Origin of the sequence: Candidatus Allofournierella excrementigallinarum (assembly GCF_944388085.1) — a bacterium.
Lineage (GTDB): Bacteria > Bacillota > Clostridia > Oscillospirales > Ruminococcaceae > Allofournierella_A > Allofournierella_A excrementigallinarum.
Window position 1 is genome coordinate 1 of record NZ_CALXHK010000031.1, and the last position, 22,428, is coordinate 22,428.

At 65.4% G+C, this 22,428-nt stretch carries 22 protein-coding genes and 1 riboswitch; of the genes, 14 read left to right on the forward strand and 8 right to left on the reverse strand.

Annotation, left to right across the window (positions count from 1 at the left end):
* Positions 1-521 precede the first annotated feature (521 nt).
* From ACH2AT_RS07125 to ACH2AT_RS07135, 3 genes are all read right to left on the reverse strand, one after another.
* On the reverse strand, positions 522-980 hold the full coding sequence (locus ACH2AT_RS07125; protein WP_394964719.1) for a hypothetical protein: 459 nt from the start codon (positions 978-980) through the stop codon (positions 522-524).
* A 126-nt stretch (positions 981-1,106) separates the two neighbouring features.
* The gene (locus ACH2AT_RS07130) at positions 1,107-1,532 is read right to left on the reverse strand and encodes a helix-turn-helix domain-containing protein (protein WP_394964721.1); all 426 of its coding nucleotides are present in this window, start codon (positions 1,530-1,532) and stop codon (positions 1,107-1,109) included.
* Complete coding sequence (locus tag ACH2AT_RS07135; RefSeq protein WP_394964723.1) at positions 1,519-2,601, reverse strand: acyltransferase; 1,083 nt, start codon at positions 2,599-2,601, stop codon at positions 1,519-1,521. Before ACH2AT_RS07135 ends, ACH2AT_RS07130 begins: the two co-directional genes overlap by 14 nt.
* A gap of 285 nt (positions 2,602-2,886) precedes the next feature.
* Here ACH2AT_RS07135 and ACH2AT_RS07140 point away from each other — a divergent pair, with 285 nt between their 5' ends.
* From ACH2AT_RS07140 to ACH2AT_RS07160, 5 genes are read left to right on the forward strand one after another with little or no spacing between them, the layout of a single operon-like run.
* Positions 2,887-3,618 (forward strand): aspartate/glutamate racemase family protein, encoded by a 732-nt coding sequence (locus ACH2AT_RS07140; RefSeq protein ID WP_394964725.1) that lies wholly within the window; start codon positions 2,887-2,889, stop codon positions 3,616-3,618.
* A 42-nt stretch (positions 3,619-3,660) separates the two neighbouring features.
* Positions 3,661-4,260, forward strand: coding sequence for a sugar O-acetyltransferase (locus tag ACH2AT_RS07145; protein WP_394964727.1), 600 nt, complete (start codon positions 3,661-3,663; stop codon positions 4,258-4,260).
* A gap of 49 nt (positions 4,261-4,309) precedes the next feature.
* Positions 4,310-6,304 carry a methionine--tRNA ligase gene (gene metG, locus ACH2AT_RS07150; protein ID WP_394964729.1) on the forward strand — a complete coding sequence of 665 codons (1,995 nt, stop codon included), beginning with the start codon at positions 4,310-4,312 and terminating at the stop codon, positions 6,302-6,304.
* On the forward strand, positions 6,304-7,101 hold the full coding sequence (locus tag ACH2AT_RS07155) for a TatD family hydrolase (RefSeq protein WP_394964730.1): 798 nt from the start codon (positions 6,304-6,306) through the stop codon (positions 7,099-7,101). Before metG ends, ACH2AT_RS07155 begins: the two co-directional genes overlap by 1 nt.
* 31 nt (positions 7,102-7,132) lie before the next feature.
* Complete coding sequence (locus tag ACH2AT_RS07160) at positions 7,133-7,363, forward strand: methylenetetrahydrofolate dehydrogenase (protein ID WP_394964732.1); 231 nt, start codon at positions 7,133-7,135, stop codon at positions 7,361-7,363.
* 57 nt (positions 7,364-7,420) lie between these two features.
* Here ACH2AT_RS07160 and ACH2AT_RS07165 read toward each other — a convergent pair whose 3' ends face one another.
* Together ACH2AT_RS07165 and ACH2AT_RS07170 are read right to left on the reverse strand one after the other, a co-directional pair.
* Positions 7,421-8,092: an HD domain-containing protein gene (locus tag ACH2AT_RS07165; protein ID WP_394964733.1), complete on the reverse strand. Its 672-nt coding sequence runs from the start codon at positions 8,090-8,092 to the stop codon at positions 7,421-7,423.
* Between the two features lie 25 nt (positions 8,093-8,117).
* On the reverse strand, positions 8,118-9,293 hold the full coding sequence (locus ACH2AT_RS07170; protein WP_394964735.1) for a diphosphate--fructose-6-phosphate 1-phosphotransferase: 1,176 nt from the start codon (positions 9,291-9,293) through the stop codon (positions 8,118-8,120).
* Positions 9,294-9,438: 145 nt separating this feature from the next.
* A riboswitch (PreQ1-III riboswitch) is annotated at positions 9,439-9,538 on the forward strand.
* A gap of 9 nt (positions 9,539-9,547) precedes the next feature.
* Between ACH2AT_RS07170 and ACH2AT_RS07175 the strand changes: the two genes are divergently transcribed.
* Both ACH2AT_RS07175 and ACH2AT_RS07180 read left to right on the forward strand, forming a co-directional pair.
* Complete coding sequence (locus ACH2AT_RS07175; RefSeq protein WP_394964737.1) at positions 9,548-10,051, forward strand: QueT transporter family protein; 504 nt, start codon at positions 9,548-9,550, stop codon at positions 10,049-10,051.
* 25 nt (positions 10,052-10,076) lie between these two features.
* The gene (locus tag ACH2AT_RS07180; RefSeq protein ID WP_394964739.1) at positions 10,077-10,721 is read left to right on the forward strand and encodes an HAD family hydrolase; all 645 of its coding nucleotides are present in this window, start codon (positions 10,077-10,079) and stop codon (positions 10,719-10,721) included.
* Positions 10,722-10,813: 92 nt separating this feature from the next.
* On the opposite strand, the gene ACH2AT_RS07185 is transcribed toward ACH2AT_RS07180, so the two are convergent.
* Both ACH2AT_RS07185 and ACH2AT_RS07190 read right to left on the reverse strand, forming a co-directional pair.
* Positions 10,814-11,035, reverse strand: coding sequence for a GNAT family N-acetyltransferase (locus ACH2AT_RS07185; RefSeq protein WP_394964741.1), 222 nt, complete (start codon positions 11,033-11,035; stop codon positions 10,814-10,816).
* 7 nt (positions 11,036-11,042) lie between these two features.
* Positions 11,043-11,693, reverse strand: a complete 651-nt coding sequence (locus ACH2AT_RS07190; RefSeq protein ID WP_394964743.1) for a hemolysin III family protein — start codon at positions 11,691-11,693, stop codon at positions 11,043-11,045.
* A gap of 323 nt (positions 11,694-12,016) precedes the next feature.
* Between ACH2AT_RS07190 and secA the strand changes: the two genes are divergently transcribed.
* The 4 genes from secA to spoVAE all read left to right on the forward strand — a co-directional run bounded on the left by secA (position 12,017) and on the right by spoVAE (position 16,730).
* Positions 12,017-14,776 carry a preprotein translocase subunit SecA gene (gene secA / locus ACH2AT_RS07195; protein ID WP_394964745.1) on the forward strand — a complete coding sequence of 920 codons (2,760 nt, stop codon included), beginning with the start codon at positions 12,017-12,019 and terminating at the stop codon, positions 14,774-14,776.
* 130 nt (positions 14,777-14,906) lie between these two features.
* Positions 14,907-15,353: a SpoVA/SpoVAEb family sporulation membrane protein gene (locus ACH2AT_RS07200; protein ID WP_394964747.1), complete on the forward strand. Its 447-nt coding sequence runs from the start codon at positions 14,907-14,909 to the stop codon at positions 15,351-15,353.
* Positions 15,354-15,366: 13 nt separating this feature from the next.
* Positions 15,367-16,377, forward strand: a complete 1,011-nt coding sequence (locus ACH2AT_RS07205; protein ID WP_394964749.1) for a stage V sporulation protein AD — start codon at positions 15,367-15,369, stop codon at positions 16,375-16,377.
* Complete coding sequence (spoVAE, locus tag ACH2AT_RS07210) at positions 16,374-16,730, forward strand: stage V sporulation protein AE (protein WP_394964751.1); 357 nt, start codon at positions 16,374-16,376, stop codon at positions 16,728-16,730. The genes ACH2AT_RS07205 and spoVAE overlap by 4 nt, the downstream gene beginning before the upstream one ends.
* A gap of 71 nt (positions 16,731-16,801) precedes the next feature.
* On the opposite strand, the gene ACH2AT_RS07215 is transcribed toward spoVAE, so the two are convergent.
* The gene (locus ACH2AT_RS07215; RefSeq protein ID WP_394964753.1) at positions 16,802-18,463 is read right to left on the reverse strand and encodes a formate--tetrahydrofolate ligase; all 1,662 of its coding nucleotides are present in this window, start codon (positions 18,461-18,463) and stop codon (positions 16,802-16,804) included.
* A 257-nt stretch (positions 18,464-18,720) separates the two neighbouring features.
* Here ACH2AT_RS07215 and ACH2AT_RS07220 point away from each other — a divergent pair, with 257 nt between their 5' ends.
* Genes ACH2AT_RS07220 through ACH2AT_RS07230 form a run of 3 tightly spaced genes read left to right on the forward strand, consistent with a single transcriptional unit; the run spans position 18,721 to position 22,427 of the window.
* Positions 18,721-19,887, forward strand: coding sequence for a cysteine desulfurase family protein (locus tag ACH2AT_RS07220; protein WP_394964755.1), 1,167 nt, complete (start codon positions 18,721-18,723; stop codon positions 19,885-19,887).
* A gap of 23 nt (positions 19,888-19,910) precedes the next feature.
* On the forward strand, positions 19,911-21,128 hold the full coding sequence (gene thiI / locus ACH2AT_RS07225) for a tRNA uracil 4-sulfurtransferase ThiI (protein WP_394964757.1): 1,218 nt from the start codon (positions 19,911-19,913) through the stop codon (positions 21,126-21,128).
* 24 nt (positions 21,129-21,152) lie between these two features.
* Positions 21,153-22,427 carry a competence/damage-inducible protein A gene (locus ACH2AT_RS07230; RefSeq protein ID WP_394964759.1) on the forward strand — a complete coding sequence of 425 codons (1,275 nt, stop codon included), beginning with the start codon at positions 21,153-21,155 and terminating at the stop codon, positions 22,425-22,427.
* Position 22,428 lies beyond the last annotated feature (1 nt).

Below are 22,428 nucleotides of genomic sequence, written 5' to 3' on the forward strand. Positions count from 1 at the left end.
TAGTATAGACACACCAAGGAGAGAACACCAAGGTCTAGAAACCGGCGGGTAGGAAACGAAGAAACGTGGCCCCCGGGAAGGAAAGGAGCGCAGGGCCATCATGGTAAAAGAAGAACCCAAGCAGTTTGGGCAGGGTGGGTCCTGCCGCTGACGATCCAGATCGCTCACAACACCAAAAGATGCTTTCTTTTCAAGAGGACCAGAGACAAGAGCGGTTTATCTGGCACATGATCGTTCAAATAGCGTACAGAGCCCACGACCTGCCGGCATGAATTTTTAGATAGATGAAGCAGTGAACAACGGATCGACGCGCTTAGAAAGCGCAAAAAACATCCGAACTTCCAAAACTTCCATCCGTTTAAAAACTCATTACCCGCGGGCGTTTTTTCTATATGAAAAGCGGCCTGCACGTCGAATTATAGACAGCCTTGAAACGTCCGCCGTGAAAACGCGGATGTCTCATACACACACCGGTGTGAGAAGGGTCTGTAAAAAGACGACACTACAAAAACACGGAGGTTTCAACTCCAATGTACTAACCATGAAAGGGAACGTCCCCTTTTGAAACGTACGAAGAACGAAAGCGGATACAACAGCGCGCGAAATGGCAAGATCGAGCCGCGAGCGTCCAGGTAAGGCAAAGCAGGAAGGTTTTCAATGGGGCCGATGGGCCGCGTGAGAACATGCTTTGAGGAATGGAACAGCAAACGGCGGGAAACCAGGTTCCGAGTTTTGTTTTCAAACACCAAAAGATCGAAAGGCGCGGTTGACAGCAAGTTTTGATCCAATGGCGCCAAACAGGACCCCGATTTTATCCACAAGGCAAACTGATAAAACGCCTTTCGAAACGAACGTTGCATCAAAACCAAGAGAGGGATACCCCAATGTGGTAACATCGTTTGCTCCAAACTGATGTACAGGCGATGTGAAGCTACAAAGCCTGCATAAAAGGATTTCCAGATAGAAAGCGCGATGAACATGAAAAAATTTCTGTTTGAACGTTTGAAATCCGGGAAATGAGAGGGCAGACCAATGTACTGAATCGTTTTCCGGGGCGCCGTGTCCGGCGCCCCGGTTTTTTTGCGCCCTTTTGCAGGGCGCGACGCTCAGTGCCCATCCTCGTCCAGGAAAGGCTTCACCAGCCGCTCAAAAATGACGTCCTCCCGCATCAGCGCCAGCCCCTGCGTTTCATCCCCCAGCACCAGCAGCCGGTCGCCGGGGTCGATGCCGAAAATTTTGCGGGCTGCGGCGGGCAGGACGATCTGCCCTTTCTCCCCCACGGCGACCACCCCGAAAATGTGCTTGCCCCGGGGCGGCGGGCTCAGGCCCTCCACTGTGCTCTCGTAATTCACCAGATCGTCCAGCGTCACCCCGAACACCTCCGCCAGGGCGGCGGCCCGCTCCAGATCCGGCGCGGACTCGCCGCTCTCCCACTTGGAGAGGGTCTGGCGGGAGACGTTCACCTTTTCCGCCAGTTCCTCCTGCGAGAGGCCGTTCAGTTTGCGCAGCTGGCAAAGATTATCCCGAAACATGGCGTTTCTCCTTTCGCTTGCCCAAAACGCACCAGCGCAGCACCGGCGTTTTGGAGATGAGGGCGTTCAAACCGTACCCGCCGCCGAAGGCCGCCGCTGCCGCCAGCAGATAGCAGACCACGGCGGGCAGGTGCAAAAACCGGTCCATGGCCCAGGCAACGGCGGCCAGGGGCAGGTAGTGAAGCACATACAGCCCGAAACTGCGCTGCCCCAGCCAGGCGGCCAGAGGGCCCGTTCTGTCGCCCCAGCGCTTCATGGCAGCGAAGGCCGCCAGCACCACCGCCCAGGCAAAGGCGATGGCCAGCGGGCAGTTCACCGCCGGTGGCGCGGCGTAATTCTGCCCGAACCAGCGCAGGGTGTAGGCCGTGCCCAGCGCCAGCGCCGCGGCGCAGAAGGGCAGGGGATGAGCGGCAAGACGCTCCACTACTTCCTCGTGGGCAAAGGCGAAATAGCCCAGCATGAAGGCGAACGCGTAGATGCCGAAGCGGTAGACCGCGATGTAAGGGGCATTCAGCACCTGCGCCGCGGCCCAGAGGGGCAGGCCCAGCGCCGTCAGGGCGAGGGGGCCAAGCCGCCCGCAGACGCGGTAGAGGCGGCCCCGTTCAAACCGGCGCAGCAGGACCAGCGCCATGGAAAAAAGCCAGAGCATCTGGGCAAACCACAAAACGCCGCAGCCGGACGCCGCCATGATGAGCCAGAGCACCGGGGCGGGCAGGGGCGGCAGGGTGTCAAAGGCCCCGGCCAGCGCCATATTGAAGCCGCCCAGCACCCACTGAAAGACCAGAAGCCCCAGGGTGGAGGGCACCAGCAGCTTTTCGGTGCGGCGGGCGGCAAAGGCCTTTGGCGGCTGCCGCTCCAGCGCAAGACGGGCGCTCGCGCCAGACACCACAAACAGCAGCACCATGAACCAGGGGTAGAGCAGGTACTGCACCGCATCCTGGGGCTGCACCGGGGCAAAAGGCCCCGCCACCCCGGCGGTGATGACGCCGTTGTACATATAGATGACGTGATAGAGCACCACCAGCAGAACGGTGGCCCAGCGAAGATTGTCCAGATAGTGCCGGCGCATATGTTTTCCCGCCTTTGCAAAAGATTTTAACACATTCTATCACGGCCTTCCAGCCGCTTCCACCAACCAAACGCGGCACAAAAGCGGCCGCCGTGTTAAAAATCGTGGCGCACGGGCGGGCTTTGCTGCCCTGCCGGGTTTTGCTTGACTTTGACACCCCCGCCCTTATAATTAAAGGTGTGTACGCCCCGCCGAACGCGGCGCGGGCGGCTGTTTTTGCGCGCCGCGCATGTCAAAAGCAACACCACCGCCCGCCGGGCGAAGAAGCATCAGAGAGGCAACGCCATGAACCAGACATCCGCCGCGCCCCACCCCGTTTTGGGGGTGCTGGGCGGCATCGGGCCGATGAGCACCGTCTATTTCTATGAGATGATCACCGCCCACACCAAGGCCGAAAAGGACCAGGACCACCTGGACATCGTCATCAGCAGCCGGGCCACCACCCCGGACCGCAGCGCCTACATCCTGGGCGAGAGCAACGACGACCCCTTCTCGGTGATGGAGCGGGACGCCGAAATGCTGGTGCGCTACGGCGCCACCGTGCTGGCCATCCCCTGCAACACCGCCCACTATTTCTATGACCGGCTGCAGCGCAGCCTGCCGGTGCCGGTGCTGAACATGATCCAGCTCACCGTGCGCGCCGCCAAGGCGGGCGGCTGCCGGAAGCTGGGCATCCTGGCCACCAGCGGCACGGTGGCCAGCTGTTCCTACCAGCGCATGTGCGCGGCGGAGGGAATCGGCTGCGCCGTGCCCAGCGAGGCCGACCAGGCCGCGCTGATGGACACCATCATCTACGGCCAGATCAAGAGCGGCAAGCCGGTGGACCTGGAACTCTTCGGCCGCATCGCCGGCGGCCTCAAGGCACAAGGGTGCCAGAGGGCGGTGCTGGGCTGCACCGAACTTTCCCTCATCAAGCGGGACTACGGTTTGGACGACTTTTTCATCGACAGCACCGAGGTGCTGGCCAAAGCCACCATCGAGGCCTGCGGCAAGACCCCTGTGGGCTTTGATTTCTGAACCGGAGGGGAGGCGTTCTTTTGTGACGGAGCTGAAAAAAACATGCAGCTGCTGCACACGGGCGATCTGTACGTCTGCAACTCGCCGGAGATGTTCCGGCTGCAGATGGAGCGCCGGGCGCTCATCTGGCAGTACAACCAGATGGACCCCCGGGACATGGACGGCCGCGCCGCCCTGCTGCCCCGTATCTTTGCCGAGGTGGGGGAGGGCTGCTTCATCGAGGCGCCCTTCAACGCCAACTGGGGGTGCTTTACCCACCTGGGCAAAAACGTCTACGCCAACTTCAACCTCACCCTCACCGACGACACCCACATCCACATCGGCGACGATGTGATGATCGGCCCCAATGTGACCATCGCGGCGGCCGCCCATCCCCTGCACCCGGCGCTGCGGCGCAAGGGGCTGCAATACAACAAGCCCGTCACCATCGGCGCGGGCGTGTGGGTGGGCGCGGGCAGCGTCATCCTGCCGGGCGTTGCCATCGGGGAGAACGCCGTCATCGGCGCGGGCAGCATCGTCACCAAAGACATCCCGGCGAACGTGGTGGCTGTGGGCAGCCCCTGCCGGGTGGTGCGCCCCATCGGCGAAGAGGACAAGCGCGCCTACGACCATGGCCGGCCCGTCCCGCCCGAATTCTTGTGATCCCGCGGCCGTTTCATTCGCGGCCGCGTTATGAAAGGAAGTAAGACCCATGAAGCAGCAAGACACCTATTACATCACCACCCCCATCTACTACCCCAGCGACAAGCTGCACATCGGCCACAGCTACACCACCGTGGCCTGCGACGCGCTGGCCCGCTTCAAGCGGATGCAGGGCAAAAAGGTGATGTTCCTCACCGGCACCGACGAGCACGGCCAGAAAATTCAGGACAAGGCCGCCGCCGCAGGCGTGACCCCCAAGCAGTATGTGGACAACATCGTGGAGGGCGCGGGCGGCGTGAAGGACCTGTGGAAGCTGATGAACATCAGCTACGACCGGTTCATCCGCACCACCGACGACTGCCACATCGCCAGCTGCCAGAAGATCTTCCAGAAGCTGTATGACCAGGGCGACATCTACAAGGGCGTCTACAAGGGCCATTACTGCAAGCCCTGCGAGAGCTTCTGGACCGACAGCCAGCTGAAGGAAGGCAAGTGCCCCGACTGCGGCGGCGAGGTCTATGAGGCCGAGGAGGAGGCTTACTTCTTCAAAACCGGCAAATACGCCCCCCGGCTGCTGAAATACTACGAGGACCACCCCGCCTTCATCCAGCCCGAGACCCGCAAGAACGAGATGATCGCCTTCATCAACCAGGGCCTGCAGGACACCTGCGTCTCCCGCACCTCGGTCTCCTGGGGCATCCCCGTCCCCTTCGACCCGGGGCACACCATGTATGTGTGGGTGGACGCGCTTTCCAACTACATCTCCGCTTTGGGCTACGGCAACGATCAGTACAGCGACTACGACGCCTTCTGGCCCGCCGACCTGCATATGGTGGGCAAGGAGATTTTGCGCTTCCACACCATCCTCTGGCCCGCCATGCTGATGGCGCTGGACCTGCCCCTGCCCGAGCGGGTGTTCGGCCACGGGTGGCTTTTGCTGGACGGCGGCAAGATGAGCAAGTCCAAGGGCAACGTGGTGGACCCGGCGGTGCTCTGCGAGCGCTACAGCGTGGACGCCATCCGCTACTTCCTGCTGCGGGAGATCCCCTTCGGCAACGACGGCGTGTTCTCCAACGAGGCCCTCATCGCCCGCATCAACTCGGACCTTGCCAACGACCTGGGCAACCTGCTCAGCCGCACGGTGGCCATGGCGGAAAAATACTTCGGCGGCGCCCTGCCCGCCCAGCGCCAGAGCGGCGAGTTCGACGGCGACCTCATCAAGACGGTGAGCGAGATGCCCGCCAAGGTGGCCGCCTGCATGGACGACCTGCTCATCCCCCAGGCCCTGCAGGAGGTGTTCCGGGCCATCCAGCGGGCCAACAAGTACATCGACGAGACCGCGCCCTGGGCCCTTGCCAAGGACGAGGCGAACCGCGGCCGGCTGGCCATGGTGCTGTATAACCTGTGCGAGGCGCTGCGCTTTGCCACCGTGCTGCTGGCGCCCTTCCTGCCCGACACCGCCGACAAGATGGCCGCCCAGCTGGGCCTTTCCGACGCCGACCGCGCCTGGAACGACCTGCGCTTTGGCGGCAAGGCGGACTACACCGTGCACAAGGGCGGCGCCCTCTTCCCCCGCATCGACGCGGCGAAGGAGCTGGCGGAGCTGGCCGCGGCCCAGGAGGCAAAGCTGAAAGCCGCCGAACAGGCCGCCGAAAAAGCCGACAAGGCCCCCGCCGCCCGGCCCGCGGCGGCGGAGGACATCCAGCATCAGCCCGAGATCCCCTTTGACGACTTCTGCAAGGTGGAGATGCGGGTGGCCCAGGTGCTCACCTGCGAGGCCCTGCCCGAAAGCCGCAAGCTGCTGAAGATGACCCTGTTCGACGGCGAGCGTGAGCGCACCATCCTCTCCGGCATCGCCAAGTGGTACAAGCCGGAAGACCTCGTCGGCCGCAAGGTGGGCATCGTGGCGAACCTCGCCCCCCGCCCGATGATGAAGGGCAAGTATGTGAGCGAGGGCATGGTGATGGCCGCCGACATGCCGGACGGCGGCGCTTCGGTGGTCTTCTTCCCCGACGACGTGCTGCCCGGCAGCGCCATCCACTGATGGCCGGCCCCATCTTCGACAGCCACGCCCACTACCAGAGCCGCCAGTTCGACGGCGACCGCGCGGCCCTTTTGCAGAGCCTGCCCGCCGCCGGGGTGGCGGGGGTGGTGGAGTGCGCCACCGATTTTGCCACCAGCAAGGGCGCGCTGGAACTGGCCGCCGCATGGCCCTTTGTGTGGGCGGCGCTGGGCATCCACCCGGAGAGCCTCATCGAGGCGGACGCCTCCACCAACACCGAGTTTTCCGGCGACTGGAAGGCGGAACTGGCCGCCATCGCCCCGCTGCTGAGCGAAAAAAAGGCGGTGGCGGTGGGGGAGATCGGCCTCGACTACCACTGGCCGGTGCCCAAGGACGCCCAGCTGGAACTGTTTGAGGCCCAGATACGCCTGGCGCTGGAGCTGGACAAGCCCGTCATCGTCCACGACCGCGAGGCCCACGCCGACACCTACGCCCTGCTCAAAAAATACCACCCCAAAGGGGTGCTGCACTGCTTTTCCGGCTCGGCGGAGGACGCCGCCTGGCTCACCGCGCAAGGGCTGTACATCGGCTTTGGGGGCGCGGCCACCTTCAAAGGGGCCAAGCGGGCGGTGAAGGCCGCCGCGGCGGTGCCCGCCGACAAGCTGCTGCTGGAGACCGACTGCCCCTACATGGCTCCCGAGCCCTGCCGGGGCCGCCGGTGCGACTCCTCCCTCATCGCCCACACCGCCGCCTTTTTGGCCGGCGTGCGGGGGGAGACGCCGGAGCAGCTGCTGGAAACTGCCTGCCAGAACGCCCGGGCCCTCTTTGGCCTGGGCTGAACCAAAACAAATTGTAAGGAGAGAATCACCCATGAAAGCACGTCTTCCCAAACGCCACGAGTATGTCATCAGCTTCCCCGAAGGCGCCGACGCCGCCCGCAACGACGAAGCCTGGGACAAGCTGAACCAGATTTTGGAGGACTACAAGAAGGCCCACAACGGAAACAGCGTCTACGAGCCCACCTTCATCCAGGACACCGAGGAGCAGGTGAAGGCCCTGCAGGCGGAGTACGGCTTCGAATACACCATCGAGGAAAAGTAAGTTTTCATACAAAAAGCCCCTTCCCGCAACGGGAAGGGGCTTTGTTCGTTTGTGGGTTCACAGCAGCGTCTGGCCGTTCACTTCCAGCCGGAAGGAAAGCCCGAAATATTCCGCCGCCTTGCGGCACAAAAGCATCCGCTCCAAGAAGATCTCGAAATAATCCATCACCGGGCAGACGGTGGTGTCCAGCTGGATGAGCAGGGTCAGGGTCTTGCGCTCCTTGTCCAGCTCCAGGTCCGAGCGCTCCACCGCCCAGTTCACCCGGTCGTGGATGTCGAAGCGGATGGTGTCGCGGCCCCGCACCCGGCTGCGGCGCACGTCGGTCTTGTCCGCAAGGATGAGCGCCGCCGCCACCCCGTTCACCGGGAAGGCGGTGCCCTCGTCGTGGTTGCCGATGGCCGTCACCACCAGCGCCGTGTCGGCGGGGGGCATGCCCATCTTGTCCAGGATGCGGAAGGCCATCACCGCGCCGCTCTGGGCGTGGTCCACCCGGTTCACCAGGTTGCCGATGTCGTGCATGTAGCCGGCGATGCGGGCCAGCTCCACCGTGCGCTCGTCCGCCCCCAGCTCTTCCAGCAGATGGCTGGCCACCGCCGCGCAGCGGGTCACGTGGGCAAAGGAGTGCTCGGTGAAGCCCAGGGCGATGAGCGAGGCGTCCGCCTGCTGGATGTAGGTGTTGATCTCGGCGCTGTGGCGCACCATTTCATAGGTCACGGGCAGGCTGGACATGGGTCCCTCCGTTCATTGTTTGTTTTTACAGCGTGGGCTTGAAGGTGACGAACTGGCGCAGCGGGCTGCCGATCAGCGGGCGGCACCACTCCACAAAGGCGTCGGTGACGTCGCAGCCGTCGGCGCTGATGTATTCGTCGGGCATTTTGCGCTCGTGCAGCATCACCTGCTCCACCGGGATGAGGAAGGTCTCCACCCGGTACACCGGGCCGGGCGCCCGGCGCAGGCCCACCATCACGCCGTTTTCGCCGGCCAGGGCGGCGCGGGCGGCCTCGCCGCCCACCAGCACCGCCTCGTCCCGGTCGGTCTCGGACTGGAAGGCGATGGAGGCGCGGTTGCTGATGCCGGGCTTTTCACTGCGGGCCTTGATGCCCAGCTTCTTGATGACCAGGTTGGCCAGGTGGGCGCTCACGTCGCCATAGTAGGTGGCGCGGCCCACCTGGAAGATGGGCTCCACGATGGGCTTGCCGTCGAGGCCGGTGAGGCCCTCGCTGGCCACCACGACCACGCCGCCCTTTTTGCGGTAAAGGTCGCCCACCTTCTCCAGGAATTCCTCCTCGTTGAAGGGGCGCTCGGGCAGATAGATGAGGTCGGGGCCGTCGCCGCTGCCGGTGCGGGCCAAAGCGCTGGCGGCGGTGACCCAGCCGGCGTTGCGGCCCATGGCCTCGATGACCGACACATGGATGGGCAGGCTGCGCACGTCCTGGCTGATCTCGCTGGTGACGCCCGCGATGAACCGGGCCGCCGAGCCGAAGCCGGGGGCGTGGTCGGTCACGGCGATGTCGTTGTCCACCGTTTTGGGGATGCCCACCACCCGCACGTCCACGCCGGCGGCCACGCAGGCTTTGAACAGCTTGCCGCAGGCGTCCATGCTGCCGTTGCCGCCGTTGAACAGCACCCAGCGGATGTTGTGCCTGCGGCAGATCTCGGCCATGGCGGCGTAGTGCTCAGGCTCCAGCGCGTCGCGGCTGGTGCCGATGGCGGAGGCGGGGGTCTGCAGCAGCAGCTTCAGGCGCTCCTCCGGCACGGCGGACAGATCGCAGAAGTTCTCCTTCAGCATGCCGCCGGTGCCGCCCACCGCGCCCAGCACCTTTTCCACTTCCGGGTGCTTTTTGGCCTCGGTCACCGCGCCGTACAGCGAGGAGTTGATCACGGCGGTGGGCGCGCCGCCGTGAACGATCAGAAGGTTGCCTTGTTTCATGGTGGTCTTTCCTTTCTGTGTACCTTTTTATTATAGGCCCCGGCGAAGGGGATGTAAAACAAGAAGTTTGTAAAATCCGCGGCGGGCGTTGCGCATCCCGCCGGCGGCTGGTATAATATCTTTTACGCGGGCCCAGCGCCCGCCAGAGCAACTTAGGATTTTAGGCTCGCCGCCCTTTTTGAAAAAGGGGCGGTCACACCGCCGGGAGCTGGCAGGGCCGGGCGGTCAAAATCTAACTGCCGGAGTGTGTAATCATGTCAACGCGAAAACTCGTCCGCTGCGGCCTTGTGGCCGCCCTCTACGTGGTGCTGTGCATGGCGCTGCAGCCCCTCTCCTTCGGCGCGGTGCAGGTCCGCTTTGCCGAGGCGCTGGTGCTGCTGCCGGTGTTCGGCGCGGAGTACATCGCCGCCGCCGTGCTGGGGTGCTTTCTGTCGAACCTTTTGGGCTCGGTGCTGCCGGACGTCGTCTTCGGCACCCTGGCCACCCTGCTGGCCTGCCTTGTGACCTACAAAGTGCGCAATTTCCGGGTGCGGGGCCTGGCCCTGCCCGCGGCGCTGCCCCCCATCCTGTTCAACGCCCTCATCGTGGGGCCGGAGATCGCCGTCTTCTTTTCCGACACCCCCGCCACCCTGCCGCTGATGGCCTGGAACGGGTTCACCGTGGCCCTGGGCGAAGCGGTGGCCTGCGGCGTGCTGGGCGTGGCGCTGGTGAAGCTCATTGAATCCAACCCCGCCCTGCGCAAACTGTTCGTGGAATAACCCTTTTCACCAAAGGAGGCCCGCCATGAAACCCCTCTGCGTCATCTGGGACTGGAACGGCACCCTGCTGGACGACCTTCAGCTGTGTCTCGGCCTGCTGAACGAGCTGCTGGAACAAAACGGCAGCCCCAACCGCTACGACCTTGCCGCCTACCGGGAGATCTTCGGGTTCCCGGTGGTGGACTATTACCGGCGGGCGGGCTTCGACTTTGAAGCGCGCAGCTTCGAGGCGCTGGCGGCGGACTATGTGGCCCGCTATGACCCCGCGAGCTTTGCCTGCTCTTTGTGCCCCGGCGCGGCCGATGCTCTGGCCGCGCTGAGATCCGCCGGGGTGCGGCAGGTCGTCCTCTCGGCCAGCGAGCAGACGCTGCTGAACGCGCAGGCCGGGCATCTGGGCGTGGCAGGATACTTCGACGAGCTGCTGGGCCAGGCCGACCACTACGCCCACGGCAAACTTGCGGTGGGCAAGGCGTGGATGGCCCGCCAAAGCTTCGACCCCGCCCAGGCGGTGCTGGTGGGGGACACCCTCCACGACGCCCAGGTGGCGGCGGGCCTTGGCACAAAATGCGTGCTCTGCGCCGCCGGGCACCAGAGCCGGGAGCGGCTGCTCGCGGCGGGGGCGCCGGTCATCGGCACGCTGAAGGAGCTGCCGGCGCTGCTGGGCCTTTGAAGATCCATTTTTAATAATACCAGCCTTCAGGCAGAAAATAAAGGTGGAAATTTCCTCATACGGAAATTCCACCTTTTTTGTAATAAAAAGATTCAAAGCTCGATGCGGTACCGGCGGGTGACGCGGGGCCTGCCGTCGATGACGCCGTCCAGCTTGTCCAGCAGAACGCCGCCGTTCTTTTCAATGACCCGGGCGGAGCCGGTGTTGCCGTCGACGCAGGTCAGCAGCACCCAGGGAAGGGCCAGCTGCCCGCGGGCGTAGTCCAGCGCGCCCGCCAGCAGCTTCGTGCCCAGCCCCTGCCCCCGCGCTCGCAAGCCCTTTTTACGCAACGAAGAAGAACACCGCGGCGAAGTGGCAGGCGCTGCCCGCCAGGATGAACAGGTGGAACAATTCGTGGAAGCCCCAGCGCGCGCTCAGGTTGGGCCGCTTGAGCAGGTAGAGCACCGCCCCCAGCGAGTAGCACACGCCGCCGGCGGCCACAAGGCCCAGGCACCCCGCGGGCATGGCCGCGAAGGCGGGCAGGTCCACCACGATGGCCCAGCCCAGGGCCAGATACAAAAGGGTGCCCAGCCAGCGGGGCGCGTCCAGCCACAAAAGTTTCAGCAGGATGCCCGCCGCCGCCATCGTCCACATGGCTCCCAGGAACAATGGCAGCTTGGCCGGGTCCATGAATTTGATGCACAGCGGGGTGTAGCTGCCGGCGATGAGCACATAGATCATGGCGTGGTCCAGCTTGCGCAGCCGCCGCACCTTGGCCGCCGCCCCCAGGGCGTAGTGGTAGATGCTGCTGGCGGAATAGAGCGCCACCAGCGACAGGCCGAACAGCACCACGCCCGCCAGCACCGCGCCGCCCGCGCCGGTGTGCAGGCTGCGCGCCGCCAGGGCCAGGGTGCCCAGGGCGCTGGCCAGCGCCCCCCAGAAATGGGTGTAGCTGCTCACGGGTTCCCGCCCTTTTTCAAAATACCGGCTCATAACGCCACCTCCAAAACCATAATATATAGTTTTTAATATTACATGATATTATCATTATAGCCATATTGTTCCCCAAGAACAAGCCTTTGATGAAAATTCACAAAAAAGTTTCATTTGGCCTCCCCGCGCACCAAAGGGGCGGCCCGGCGGGCGGTGAAATGCCGCCCGTTCGGCTCCACCAGCGGGTTTTCGACCCCTGGCGGCGTTGACAGGCCCCGGCTTTGTGATGTACTATATAAAATAGCGCACTGTGGGTTTTCGTGTGCAGATTACCGGGCAAAGGGCCGCTTTTGCGCCCGCCCGTTCAGATCGTGAGTGATACTATGTCTTTGATCGACAAACTGTTCGGCTCCTTCTCCGACAAGGAGCTGAGGCGCATCCGCCCCATTGCCGACGCCGTGGCGGCCCTGGAGCCCGAGATGGCCGCAAAGACCGACGCCGAACTGCAGGCTATGACGCCCGCGTTGAAAGAGCGGCTGGCCAAGGGCGAAAGCCTGGACGACATCCTGCCCACCGCCTTCGCCGTCTGCCGCGAGGCCAGCTGGCGGGTGCTGGGCATGAAGCACTTCCCGGTGCAGATCATGGGCGGCATCGTGCTGCACCGCGCCTGCATCGCGGAGATGAGCACCGGCGAAGGCAAGACCCTGGTGGCCACCCTGCCGGTCTACCTGAACGCCCTCACCGGCAAAGGCGTGCACGTGGTCACCGTGAACGACTATCTGGCCCGCCGCGACTCCGAGTGGATGGGCAAGCTCTACCGCTGGCTGGGCCTGTCGGTGGGCCTGATTGTTCAGGGCATCACCAACGAGCAGCGCCACGCCGCCTACAACGCCGACATCACCTACGGCACCAACAACGAGTTCGGCTTTGACTACCTGCGGGACAACATGGTGGTTTATAAAGAGAACATGGTGCAGCGGGGGCATTACTATGCCATCGTGGACGAGGTGGACTCCATCCTCATCGACGAGGCCCGCACCCCCCTCATCATCAGCGGCAGGGGCGACGATTCCTCCAGCCTTTACCAGCAGGCGGACGCCTTCGCCCGCACCCTCAAGATGAGCAAGGTGGTGGAGCTGGACGAGAAAGAGGACCAGGACGCCCAGGTGGACGGCGATTATGTGGTGGACGAAAAGCACAAGACCGCCACCCTCACCGAGAGCGGCATCAAGAAGGCGGAGGCCTACTTCCATGTGGAGAACCTGGCCGACGGCGCCAACATGACCCTGGCCCACCACATCAACCAGGCCATCAAGGCCCGGGGCGTGATGAAGCGGGACATCGACTATGTGGTGCGGGACGGCGAGGTCATCATCGTGGACGAGTTCACCGGCCGCCTGATGATCGGCCGGCGCTACAACGAGGGCCTGCACCAGGCCATCGAGGCCAAAGAGGGCGTGCAGGTGGCCGCCGAAAGCAAGACCCTGGCCACCATCACCTTCCAGAACTATTTCCGCATGTATGAAAAGCTGGCGGGCATGACCGGCACCGCCAGCACCGAGGCGGACGAGTTCAGCGAAATTTACGGCCTGAACATCGTCACCGTGCCCACCAACAAGCCCTGCCAGCGGCAGGACCTGGCAGACAGCGTCTACAAGACCGTCAGCGGCAAGTACGACGCGGTGGTGCAGCAGGTGCTGGAATGCCACGCCAAGGGCCAGCCCGTGCTGGTGGGCACCGTGAGCATTGAAAAGAGCGAGACCCTCAGCAAGCTGCTGGCCCGCAAGGGCGTCAAGCACAACGTGCTGAACGCCAAGAACCACGAGAAGGAAGCCGAGATCGTGGCCCAGGCGGGCAAGAAGAACGCGGTGACCATCGCCACCAACATGGCGGGCCGCGGCACCGACATCATGCTGGGCGGCAACGCCGAATACATGGCCAAGGCCGCCCTGCGCAAGGAGGGCTATGCCGAAGAGCTCATCGCCGAGGCGGACGGCCACGCCGACACCGACAACGAGGAGATTTTGGCCATCCGCGCCCGCTACGAGGAGCTGCTGAAAAAGCACAAGGCGGAGATCAGCGCCGAGGCCGAGGAAGTGCGCGCCGCCGGCGGCCTGTTCATCATCGGCACCGAGCGGCACGAGAGCCGCCGCATCGACAACCAGCTGCGCGGCCGTTCCGGCCGCCAGGGCGACCCCGGCGCTTCCCGCTTCTTCCTCAGCCTGGAGGACGACCTGATGCGCCTGTTCGGCGGCGAGCGGGTGCAGAACCTGATGAACACCCTGGGCCTCGAGGACGACATGCCCATCGAGAACCGCATGCTCACCGGCACCATCGAGAGCGCCCAGAAGAAGTTGGAAGCCCAGAACTTCGGCATCCGCAAAAACGTGCTGCAGTTCGACGACGTGATGAACAAGCAGCGCGAGATCATCTACGGCCAGCGCCGCAAGGTGCTCAACGGCGAGGACCTGTCCGCCACCGTGCGCACCATGATGGACGAGAACATCGCCGCCAGCGTGGAGAGCTTCTGCGCCGGCGAAAACCCCGCCGACTGGGACCTGGCCGCTCTGCGCCGCCACTACCAGGGCTGGCTGACCCGCCCCACCGACTTTGTTTACCCCGAAGCGGAGCTGAAGGGCCTCTCCCGCGAGAAGGTGGCCCAGACGCTGCAGGAGCGGGGCGCCGCCATCCTGGACGCCAAGGAAAAGCAGTACGGCTCGCCGGTGATGCGCGAGCTGGAGCGGGTGTGCCTCTTGCGCAACGTGGACACCAAGTGGATGGAGCACATCGACAACATGGACCAGCTGCGCCAGGGCATCTACCTGCGCAGCTACGGCCAGCGGGACCCGGTGGTGGAATACCGCATCGAGGGCTTCGAGATGTTCGACGCCATGGTGGACAGCATCCGCGAAGACACCGTGCGCATGCTGCTGACGGTGCAGCTGCGCACCGAGCAGCCGGTGCAGCGCACCCAGGTGGCCAAACCCACCGGCGACGCCGCCACCCCCGGCAAGGGCACGGTGAACACCGGCAGGAACGGCCCGGCCAAGGCCGTGCGCATCGGCCGCAACGACCCCTGCCCCTGCGGCAGCGGCCTCAAGTGGAAAAAGTGCACCTGCAAAGAATACCACCCCGACCTGTAAGATAGAAACGAAAAGGGCGGGCGCCGGCAACGACCGGCGCCCGCCCTTTTGCTGTCGGTACATAAATTCCCCCGCGGCGGGAGAAACTGCAAACAGAATGTTTTTTGCGCAGCGGGAGGAGGAAGCTGGTTTGAAGATAACGATGGAAGAATATGGCAGGCTGGTGGCGGGGGCCAGCCCCCGCTCCAAGCTGCTCAAAGACTGCCTGTGGGCCTTTTTGGTGGGCGGCGGCATCTGCCTTGCGGGCGAGGCGCTGCGCCGTGCCTACATGGCGGCGGGCTTTGTGCGCAGCGACGCGGGCTGCATGACCAGCGTCACCCTCATCGCGCTTTCCGCCGTCGCCACCGCCCTGGGCTGGTATCAAAAGCTGGCCGCGCAGGCCGGGGCGGGCACGCTGGTGCCCATCACCGGCTTTGCCAATGCGGTGGTCAGCCAGGCCATCGAGGCCCGATGCGAGGGTTACGTCACTGGCGTGGGGGCCAAGATGTTCCAGATCGCCGGCCCGGTCATCGTCTACGGCGTGCTGGCCGGCACCGCCTGGGGGGCGCTGTATTACTTCCTGCGCCCCTTCATTTAAAGGGGGCGGGCTGATGCGCAAAGGCGACACCATTCTTTTTGACGCGCCGCCGGTCATTCTGGCCCAGGGGGCCGTGGGCGGCAAAAAGGAAGGGGAGGGCCCGATGGCGGCCCAGTTCGACCTGCTGTTCCCCGAGAACAGCCTGGGCGAGGCCACCTGGGAGCAGGCGGAAAGCCGCCTGCAGCAGCACTGCCTGGACCTTGTGCTGCAAAAGGCCCGGCTGCCTTTAGAGCGCCTGAGCCTGGTGCTGGGGGGCGATCTGCAGAACCAGTGCACCGCCACCGCTTACCACATGAGCCGCGCCGACGTGCCCTTTGCCGGGCTGTACGGCGCGTGCAGCACCATGGCCGAAGCGCTGGGGCTGGCGGCCTGCCTCGCGGCGGGTGGCTGCGTGGAGGTGGCGGCGGCGCTGGCCAGCAGCCACTTCTGCGCGGCGGAGCGGCAGTTCCGCACCCCTCTGAGCTACGGCGGCAAGCGCACCCCCACCGCTCAGTGGACGGCCACCGCCGCGGGCTGCTGCCTGGTGGCCCCCCGGGGCGCGGGGCCCCGGGTGCGCTCGGTCACCTTCGGCCGCGTGCGGGACTGGGCCGTCGCCGACCTGACCAACATGGGTGGCGCCATGGCCCCTGCCGCCGCCGAGACCATCCTGCGCCACTGCGCCGACACCGGCCGCACCCCCGCGGATTTCGACGCCGTCTACACCGGCGACCTGGGGCTGGTGGGCAGCCGCCTGCTGGCCCAGCTGCTGGAGGCGGAGGGGCTGGAAATAAAAAACCACACCGACTGCGGCCTGGAAATCTACGACATCCACAAACAGGACGTGCAGGCCGGGGGCAGCGGGGCGGGCTGCTCGGCGGCGGTGCTCTGCGCCCGGGTGCTGCCCGCTTTGCGCAAGGGGGAAATGCGCCGGGTGCTGTTCCTCTCCACCGGGGCGCTGATGAGCCAGATCACCAGCCAACAGGGCATGAGCATCCCCGGCGTGGCCCATCTGGTGGAACTTGTGAGCGAGGAGGCGGAAATATGACCTATCTTTGGGCGTTTGTGGTGGGCGGCCTCATCTGCGTGGCGGGGCAGCTGCTCATCGACCTGACCAGCATCACCCCCGCCCGGGTGCTGGTGACCTATGTGGTGGCGGGCGTTGTGCTCAGCGCCTTGGGCCTTTACGACCCGCTGGCCCAGTTTGCCGGCGCGGGGGCCAGCGTGCCGCTGCTGGGCTTTGGGCACCTGCTGGCCCAGGGCGTGGTGGACGCGGTGGAAAAAAGCGGCCTTTTGGGCGCGCTCTGCGGCGGCTTTTCCGCCGCTGCCGCCGGGGTCACCGCCAGCCTTGTGTGCGGCGTGCTGGCCGCGGCCTTCAGCCGCTCGAAAGACCAGAACTGACGGCGGGCCATGCCCGGGCAGACAAAAAAGGCACCCCTTCGCGTGAAGGGGTGCCTTTTGCTGCGCTTTTCTCAGAACAGCCCGGTGATGCGGCCATTTTCGTCCACGTCGATGTTCTCGGCGGCGGGCTTTTTGGGCAGGCCCGGCATGGTCATGATGCTGCCCATGATGACCACCACGAACCCCGCGCCGGCCGAAAGGCGCACGTCCCGCACGGTCATGGAAAAACCCTCCGGCGCGGCCAGCAGGGCGGCGTCGTCGCTGAAGGAATACTGAGTCTTGGCGATGCACACCGGCAGAGCGCCGTAGCCCATGGCCTCGATCTCCGCCAGCGCTTTTTTGGCGGGGGCGCTCCAGCTCACCGCCGCGGCGCGGTAGATCTTCTTCGCCACCGCGTCCACCTTCTCGGCCAGCGGGGCCTCGTCGGGGTAGGTGAAGTTGAGGCGGGTCTCCGGCTGCAGGATGCTCAGCACCGCTTTGCCCAGTTCCAGGCCGCCCTTGCCGCCGTCGGCAAAGACGGTGGCCAGCTCGCAGGGCACGCCCAGGTCGGCGCAGATGCCCCGCAGGCACTCGTGCTCCTCGGCGCTGTCGGTGGGGAAGGCGTTGATGGCCACGCACACCGGTACGCCGAAGCCGCGCAGGTTCTCCACATGGCGGGCAAGGTTCGCCGCGCCCGCCTTCAGGTAGCCCACCCCCGGCACGCCCAGCTGGTCCTTGGGGCAGCCGCCGTGGTGCTTCAGCGCCCGCACGGTGGCCACCAGCACCACGGCGTTCGGGGCAAGGCCGGTCATGCGGCACTTGATGTCCAGGAATTTCTCCGCGCCCAGGTCCGCGCCGAAGCCCGCCTCGGTGACCACATAGTCCGCCAGAGAAAGGCTCAGCCGGGTGGCAATCACGCTGTTGCAGCCGTGGGCGATGTTGGCGAAGGGGCCGCCGTGGATGATGGCGGGGTTGTTTTCCAGCGTCTGGACGAGGTTGGGGTCGAAGGCGTCCTTCAACAGGGCGGTCATCGCGCCCGCCGCGCCGATCTGGCCGGCGGTCACCGGCTGGCCCTCGTAGGTGTAGGCCACCACGATGCGGGAGAGCCGCGCCTTCAGGTCGGCCAGGTCGGTGGCCAGGCAGAAGATGGCCATCACCTCGCTGGCCACCGTGATGTCAAAGCCGTCCTCCCGGGGGGTGCCGTTCACCCTGCCGCCGAGGCCGTCGGTCACAAAGCGCAGCTGCCGGTCGTTCATGTCCACGCAGCGCTTCCAGGTCACCCGGCGGGGGTCGATGCGGTGAGGGTTGCCCTGGTAGATGCTGTTGTCCACCATGGCGGCCAGCAGGTTGTTGGCCGCGCCGATGGCGTGCAGATCGCCGGTGAAGTGGAGGTTGATGTCCTCCATGGGCACCACCTGGGCATAGCCGCCGCCGGCCGCGCCGCCCTTGATGCCGAACACGGGCCCGAGGCTCGGCTCCCGCAGGCAGAGCATGGTCTTTTTGCCCAGGGCGTTCAGCGCGTCCGCCAGGCCGCAGCTGACGGTGGTCTTGCCTTCGCCCGCCGGGGTGGGGCTGATGGCCGTGACCAAAATCAGCTTGCCCTGCTTTTTGGCCTTTTGGGCCAGCCGGTGGTCGATTTTCGCCTTGTATTTGCCGTAAAGGCTGATGTCGTCCTCGCCAAGGCCCAGCCCCGCCGCGATCCCGGCGATGGGTTTCAGGGCCGCCTCCTGGGCGATCTGGATATCCGTTTTCATGCGCGCCACCCTTTCCGTTTTTATCCAGGGGGCCCGGCGGCCCCCTGCTTTTTACAGTATCCATGGTAACAGAACGGGCCGCCGGTTACAAGGCCCGCCGCAAAAGTAACACTTTCCAGCCCCGCCGCGGCCTTGTGCCGCCGGGCACAGTCGTGCTATAATATATTCTGTATTTTTGCGGCCCGCCGCCGGGCAAAAGTGAAATGAAATGGATAAAAACGGCGGACTATACTGATTGTAAAGGTCGGGAAGCTGCGATGATCGACAACGAAGCCCTCCATTATCTGGACAACGCCGCCACCACCCGGGTGGCCCCCGAGGTGGCCGACGCCATTTACAAGGCCATGACGAACCACTGGGGCAACCCCTCCAGCCTCTACACCCCCGGCGTGGAGTCAAAGGAGCTGCTGGACAGGGCCCGCAACATCGTGGGCCGCACCCTGGGGGCCGAGCCGGGGCAGGTGTTCTTCACCGGCTGCGGCAGCGAGAGCAACAACATCGCCCTGCTGGGCGCGGCGCTGGCCCGGCGCGGCTGGGGCAAAAAGATCGTGGCCAGCGGCTTCGAGCACCCCAGCGCGGCGCTGCCCCTGGCCCGCCTGGCCGAAGAAGGCTTCGAGGTGGACTTCGTCGCCCCCGGCGCGGACGGCCGCTTGGACGTGGACGCCATCGCCGACCGGGTGGACAAGGGCACCATTTTAGTCACCTGCATGCAGGTGAACAACGAGACCGGCGCAAGGCAGGACGTGAAGAAGCTGGCCGCCCGGGTGAAGGAGGCCAACAGCCGCACCGCCGTGCATGTGGACGGCGTGCAGGCCTGGATGCGTCTGCCGGTGAGCCTTGAAAACATCGACAGCTACACCGTCAGCGGCCACAAAATTCACGCCCCCAAGGGCGTGGGCGCGCTTTATCTGCGCCGGGGCTATAACATCCAGCCGCCGTACCTCGGCGGCGGGCAGGAGAAGGGCCACGGCGGCGGCCAGGAGCAGGGCGTGCGCCCCGGCACCGAGAACCTGCCCTACGCGGTGGGCCTCGCCGCCGCCGCGAAGCGGATGGAAAAGACCTTCGCGGCCCGGGCGGCCCACGCGGCGGCGCTGAACGCCCGGCTGCGGGCGGGCCTTGCCACCCTGGGCGTGGTGTTCAACAGCCCCGAGGACGCGGTGAGCGAGGTGCTGAACTTCAGCACCATGCGCGTCAAAAGCGAGACCATGCTCCACTATCTCGAGCAGACGCAGGTGTATGTTTCCAGCGGGTCGGCCTGCTCCCGGGGCGCCGCCAGCCACACGCTGGCGGCCATGGGCCTCGAGCCGCGGCGCATCGACACCGCCCTGCGGGTGAGCCTGTGCGCCGAGAACACCGAGGCGGATGTGGACGCTTTGCTCAGCGGCCTGGAACAGGGCCTCAAAACGCTGGCGCAGCTGCGCTGAGCGCAAGGTAAGGAGAAACGGCGATGAAGGAAGTCATTTTGTGCTATCAGGGCGAGATGGCCCTGAAGGGCCTGAACAAGGCCACCTTTGAGGCGGCGCTGGCCAAGGCCCTGCGCTTCCGCGTGCGGGAGCTGGGCAAGTTCCAGGTCTACAAGGCCCAGAGCACCATGTATGTGGAGCCCCAGGACGAGGAGGCCGCCGCCAACTTCGACGAGGCTTTCAGGCGGGTGAGCCAGGTGTTCGGCCTGGCGGCCCTCAGCCGGGCGGCGGTGTGCGAAAAGGATTTTGAGGCCATCAAGGCCACCGCGGAAAGCTATCTGGGCGAGACCCTGCGCAGCCTGCGCACCTTCAAGGTGGAGGCCAAGCGCTCGGACAAGTCCTTTGCCATGAAAAGCCCGGAGATCAGCCGGGAGCTGGGCGGCTTCCTGCTTTCCAAGCACCCCCACCTGAAGGTGGACGTGCACCACCCGGACATCGTGGTCATGGTGGAGGTGCGGGACTACGGCGCCTACATCCACGGCCCCAAGACGCCCGGCCCCGGCGGCCTGCCGGTGGGCACCAGCGGCCGCGCGGTGAACATGCTCTCCGGCGGCATCGACAGCCCGGTGGCCGCCTGGTACATGGCCCGGCGGGGCCTTGCGCTGCACCACATCCACTTCGCCAGCCCGCCCTACACCAGCGAAGCCGCCAAGCGCAAGGTGCAGGCCCTGGCCCAGACCATCAGCGGCTACACCGGCAGCTGCGTTTTGTATGTGGTGCCCTACACCACCCCCCAGGAGTACATCCGGGACCACGCGCCCGACGTGCTGTTCACCGTGCTCATGCGCCGCAGCATGATGCGCATCGCGAACCGCATCGCCAAGGAGATCGACGCAAAGGCCCTGGTCACCGGCGAGAGCCTGGCCCAGGTGGCCAGCCAGACCCTGATGGCCCTGGCCTGCACCGACGCGGCCCAGGACCTGCCCATCCTGCGGCCCCTCATCGGCATGGACAAGACCGAGATCGTGGAGGTGGCCCGGCGCATCGGCACCTTTGAAACCAGCATCCTGCCCTATGAGGACTGCTGCACCATCTTCACCCCGCCCCACCCCAAGACCAAGCCCACCCTGGCCGAGGTGGAGGCCGCCGAGGCGGAGATGCCCGGCCTGGCCGCGCTGGAAGAGCAGGCGGCAAAGGACGTGGAGCGCATCCGCATCGACATGCGCAGATCGGAGGAAGACGAGGACGGCCTGCTGCTGTGAGGCCGCCGAAAGGGGGAGAAGAACTTGACCGCCGAGATCATCTGTGTGGGCACCGAGCTGCTGCTGGGCGACATTTTGAACACCAACGCCCGCTTTTTATCCCGGGAGCTGGCGGCGCTGGGTTTTGACGTGCTGCACCAGCAGGTGGTGGGCGACAATGCCGCCCGCCTGGAGGAAACGGTGCGCGCCGCCCTTGGCCGCAGCGACCTGCTGGTGTTTTCCGGGGGCCTCGGCCCCACGGCGGACGATCTGACCAAGGAGACGGTGGCTCGCTGCTTTGGCGACGGGATGCGCTTCGAGCCAAAGGTGCTGGAAGGCATCCGCGCCTTCTTCACCTCCACCGGCCGCACCACCCCCGCCAACAACGAAAAACAGGCCATGGTGCCCACAAAGGGCGGCTGGTTCGAGAACCCCAACGGCACCGCCCCGGCGGTGTGGTTTGAATCCGGCGGCAAGCGGGCGGTGCTGCTGCCCGGCCCGCCCTCGGAGCTGGAACCTCTGTGGAAAAGCGCCGTGCGGTCCTTTTTGCAAAAGGGCCAGCACCGGGTGCTGGAAAGCCTTGTGCTGCGCCTCACCGGCATCGGCGAGAGCCACGCCGAAGAGCTGCTGGGCCACCTCTTCAAAAATGAGAACCCCACCGCCGCCGTCTACGCCAAAACGGCGGAGCTGCTCATCCGCATCACCGCCGCCGCCCCCGATGAAGAAACGGCCCGGGCCATCTGCCGGGGCTACGCCCAAAACTTCTACCGGCTGGCGGGGGAGTATATCTACGCCGAGGGCGAGGAAGGGCTGGAATACGCCCTGGTGAGCGCCCTGCGTCAGAAGGGCCTGTCCCTCGCCACCGCCGAGAGCTGCACCGGCGGCCTTGTGAGCCAGCTGGTCACGAACGTGCCCGGCGCAAGCGAGGTGTTCGGCTTCGGCTTTGTAACCTACGCAAATGAAGCGAAACAGAAGCTGCTGGGCGTGAGCGGGCAGGCGCTGGCAAAGCACGGCGCGGTGAGCCCCCAGGTGGCCGCCGCCATGGCGGCGGGGGCGGCCAGGGCCGCCGGCGCGGACGTGGCCGTGGCCCTCACCGGCATCGCCGGCCCCGGGGGCGGCACCCCCGAAAAGCCGGTGGGCCTTGTATACATGGGCGCGGCCCGGGGCGGCCAGGTGCTGGTCAAGCGCCTGTACCTGGGAAACCGGGACCGGGCCACCATCCGCCTGGCCGCCGCAAAAAACGCCCTGGACGCCGCCCGCCGGCTGGCCCTGGGGCTGCCCATCCCCGGCGCGGTGAACGCCCGGGACATCCCGGATTGAG

What these genes read in the sequence shown, in the direction of transcription:
- ACH2AT_RS07125 (WP_394964719.1), bottom strand. Translation starts at nt 980, where the DNA reads ATGTTCATCGCGCTTTCTATCTGGAAATCCTTTTATGCAGGCTTTGTA.
- ACH2AT_RS07130 (WP_394964721.1), bottom strand. Translation starts at nt 1,532, where the DNA reads ATGTTTCGGGATAATCTTTGCCAGCTGCGCAAACTGAACGGCCTCTCG.
- ACH2AT_RS07135 (WP_394964723.1), bottom strand. Translation starts at nt 2,601, where the DNA reads ATGCGCCGGCACTATCTGGACAATCTTCGCTGGGCCACCGTTCTGCTG.
- ACH2AT_RS07140 (WP_394964725.1), top strand. Translation starts at nt 2,887, where the DNA reads ATGAACCAGACATCCGCCGCGCCCCACCCCGTTTTGGGGGTGCTGGGC.
- ACH2AT_RS07145 (WP_394964727.1), top strand. Translation starts at nt 3,661, where the DNA reads ATGCAGCTGCTGCACACGGGCGATCTGTACGTCTGCAACTCGCCGGAG.
- metG (WP_394964729.1), top strand. Translation starts at nt 4,310, where the DNA reads ATGAAGCAGCAAGACACCTATTACATCACCACCCCCATCTACTACCCC.
- ACH2AT_RS07155 (WP_394964730.1), top strand. Translation starts at nt 6,304, where the DNA reads ATGGCCGGCCCCATCTTCGACAGCCACGCCCACTACCAGAGCCGCCAG.
- ACH2AT_RS07160 (WP_394964732.1), top strand. Translation starts at nt 7,133, where the DNA reads ATGAAAGCACGTCTTCCCAAACGCCACGAGTATGTCATCAGCTTCCCC.
- ACH2AT_RS07165 (WP_394964733.1), bottom strand. Translation starts at nt 8,092, where the DNA reads ATGTCCAGCCTGCCCGTGACCTATGAAATGGTGCGCCACAGCGCCGAG.
- ACH2AT_RS07170 (WP_394964735.1), bottom strand. Translation starts at nt 9,293, where the DNA reads ATGAAACAAGGCAACCTTCTGATCGTTCACGGCGGCGCGCCCACCGCC.
- ACH2AT_RS07175 (WP_394964737.1), top strand. Translation starts at nt 9,548, where the DNA reads ATGTCAACGCGAAAACTCGTCCGCTGCGGCCTTGTGGCCGCCCTCTAC.
- ACH2AT_RS07180 (WP_394964739.1), top strand. Translation starts at nt 10,077, where the DNA reads ATGAAACCCCTCTGCGTCATCTGGGACTGGAACGGCACCCTGCTGGAC.
- ACH2AT_RS07190 (WP_394964743.1), bottom strand. Translation starts at nt 11,693, where the DNA reads ATGAGCCGGTATTTTGAAAAAGGGCGGGAACCCGTGAGCAGCTACACC.
- secA (WP_394964745.1), top strand. Translation starts at nt 12,017, where the DNA reads ATGTCTTTGATCGACAAACTGTTCGGCTCCTTCTCCGACAAGGAGCTG.
- ACH2AT_RS07205 (WP_394964749.1), top strand. Translation starts at nt 15,367, where the DNA reads ATGCGCAAAGGCGACACCATTCTTTTTGACGCGCCGCCGGTCATTCTG.
- spoVAE (WP_394964751.1), top strand. Translation starts at nt 16,374, where the DNA reads ATGACCTATCTTTGGGCGTTTGTGGTGGGCGGCCTCATCTGCGTGGCG.
- ACH2AT_RS07215 (WP_394964753.1), bottom strand. Translation starts at nt 18,463, where the DNA reads ATGAAAACGGATATCCAGATCGCCCAGGAGGCGGCCCTGAAACCCATC.
- ACH2AT_RS07220 (WP_394964755.1), top strand. Translation starts at nt 18,721, where the DNA reads ATGATCGACAACGAAGCCCTCCATTATCTGGACAACGCCGCCACCACC.
- thiI (WP_394964757.1), top strand. Translation starts at nt 19,911, where the DNA reads ATGAAGGAAGTCATTTTGTGCTATCAGGGCGAGATGGCCCTGAAGGGC.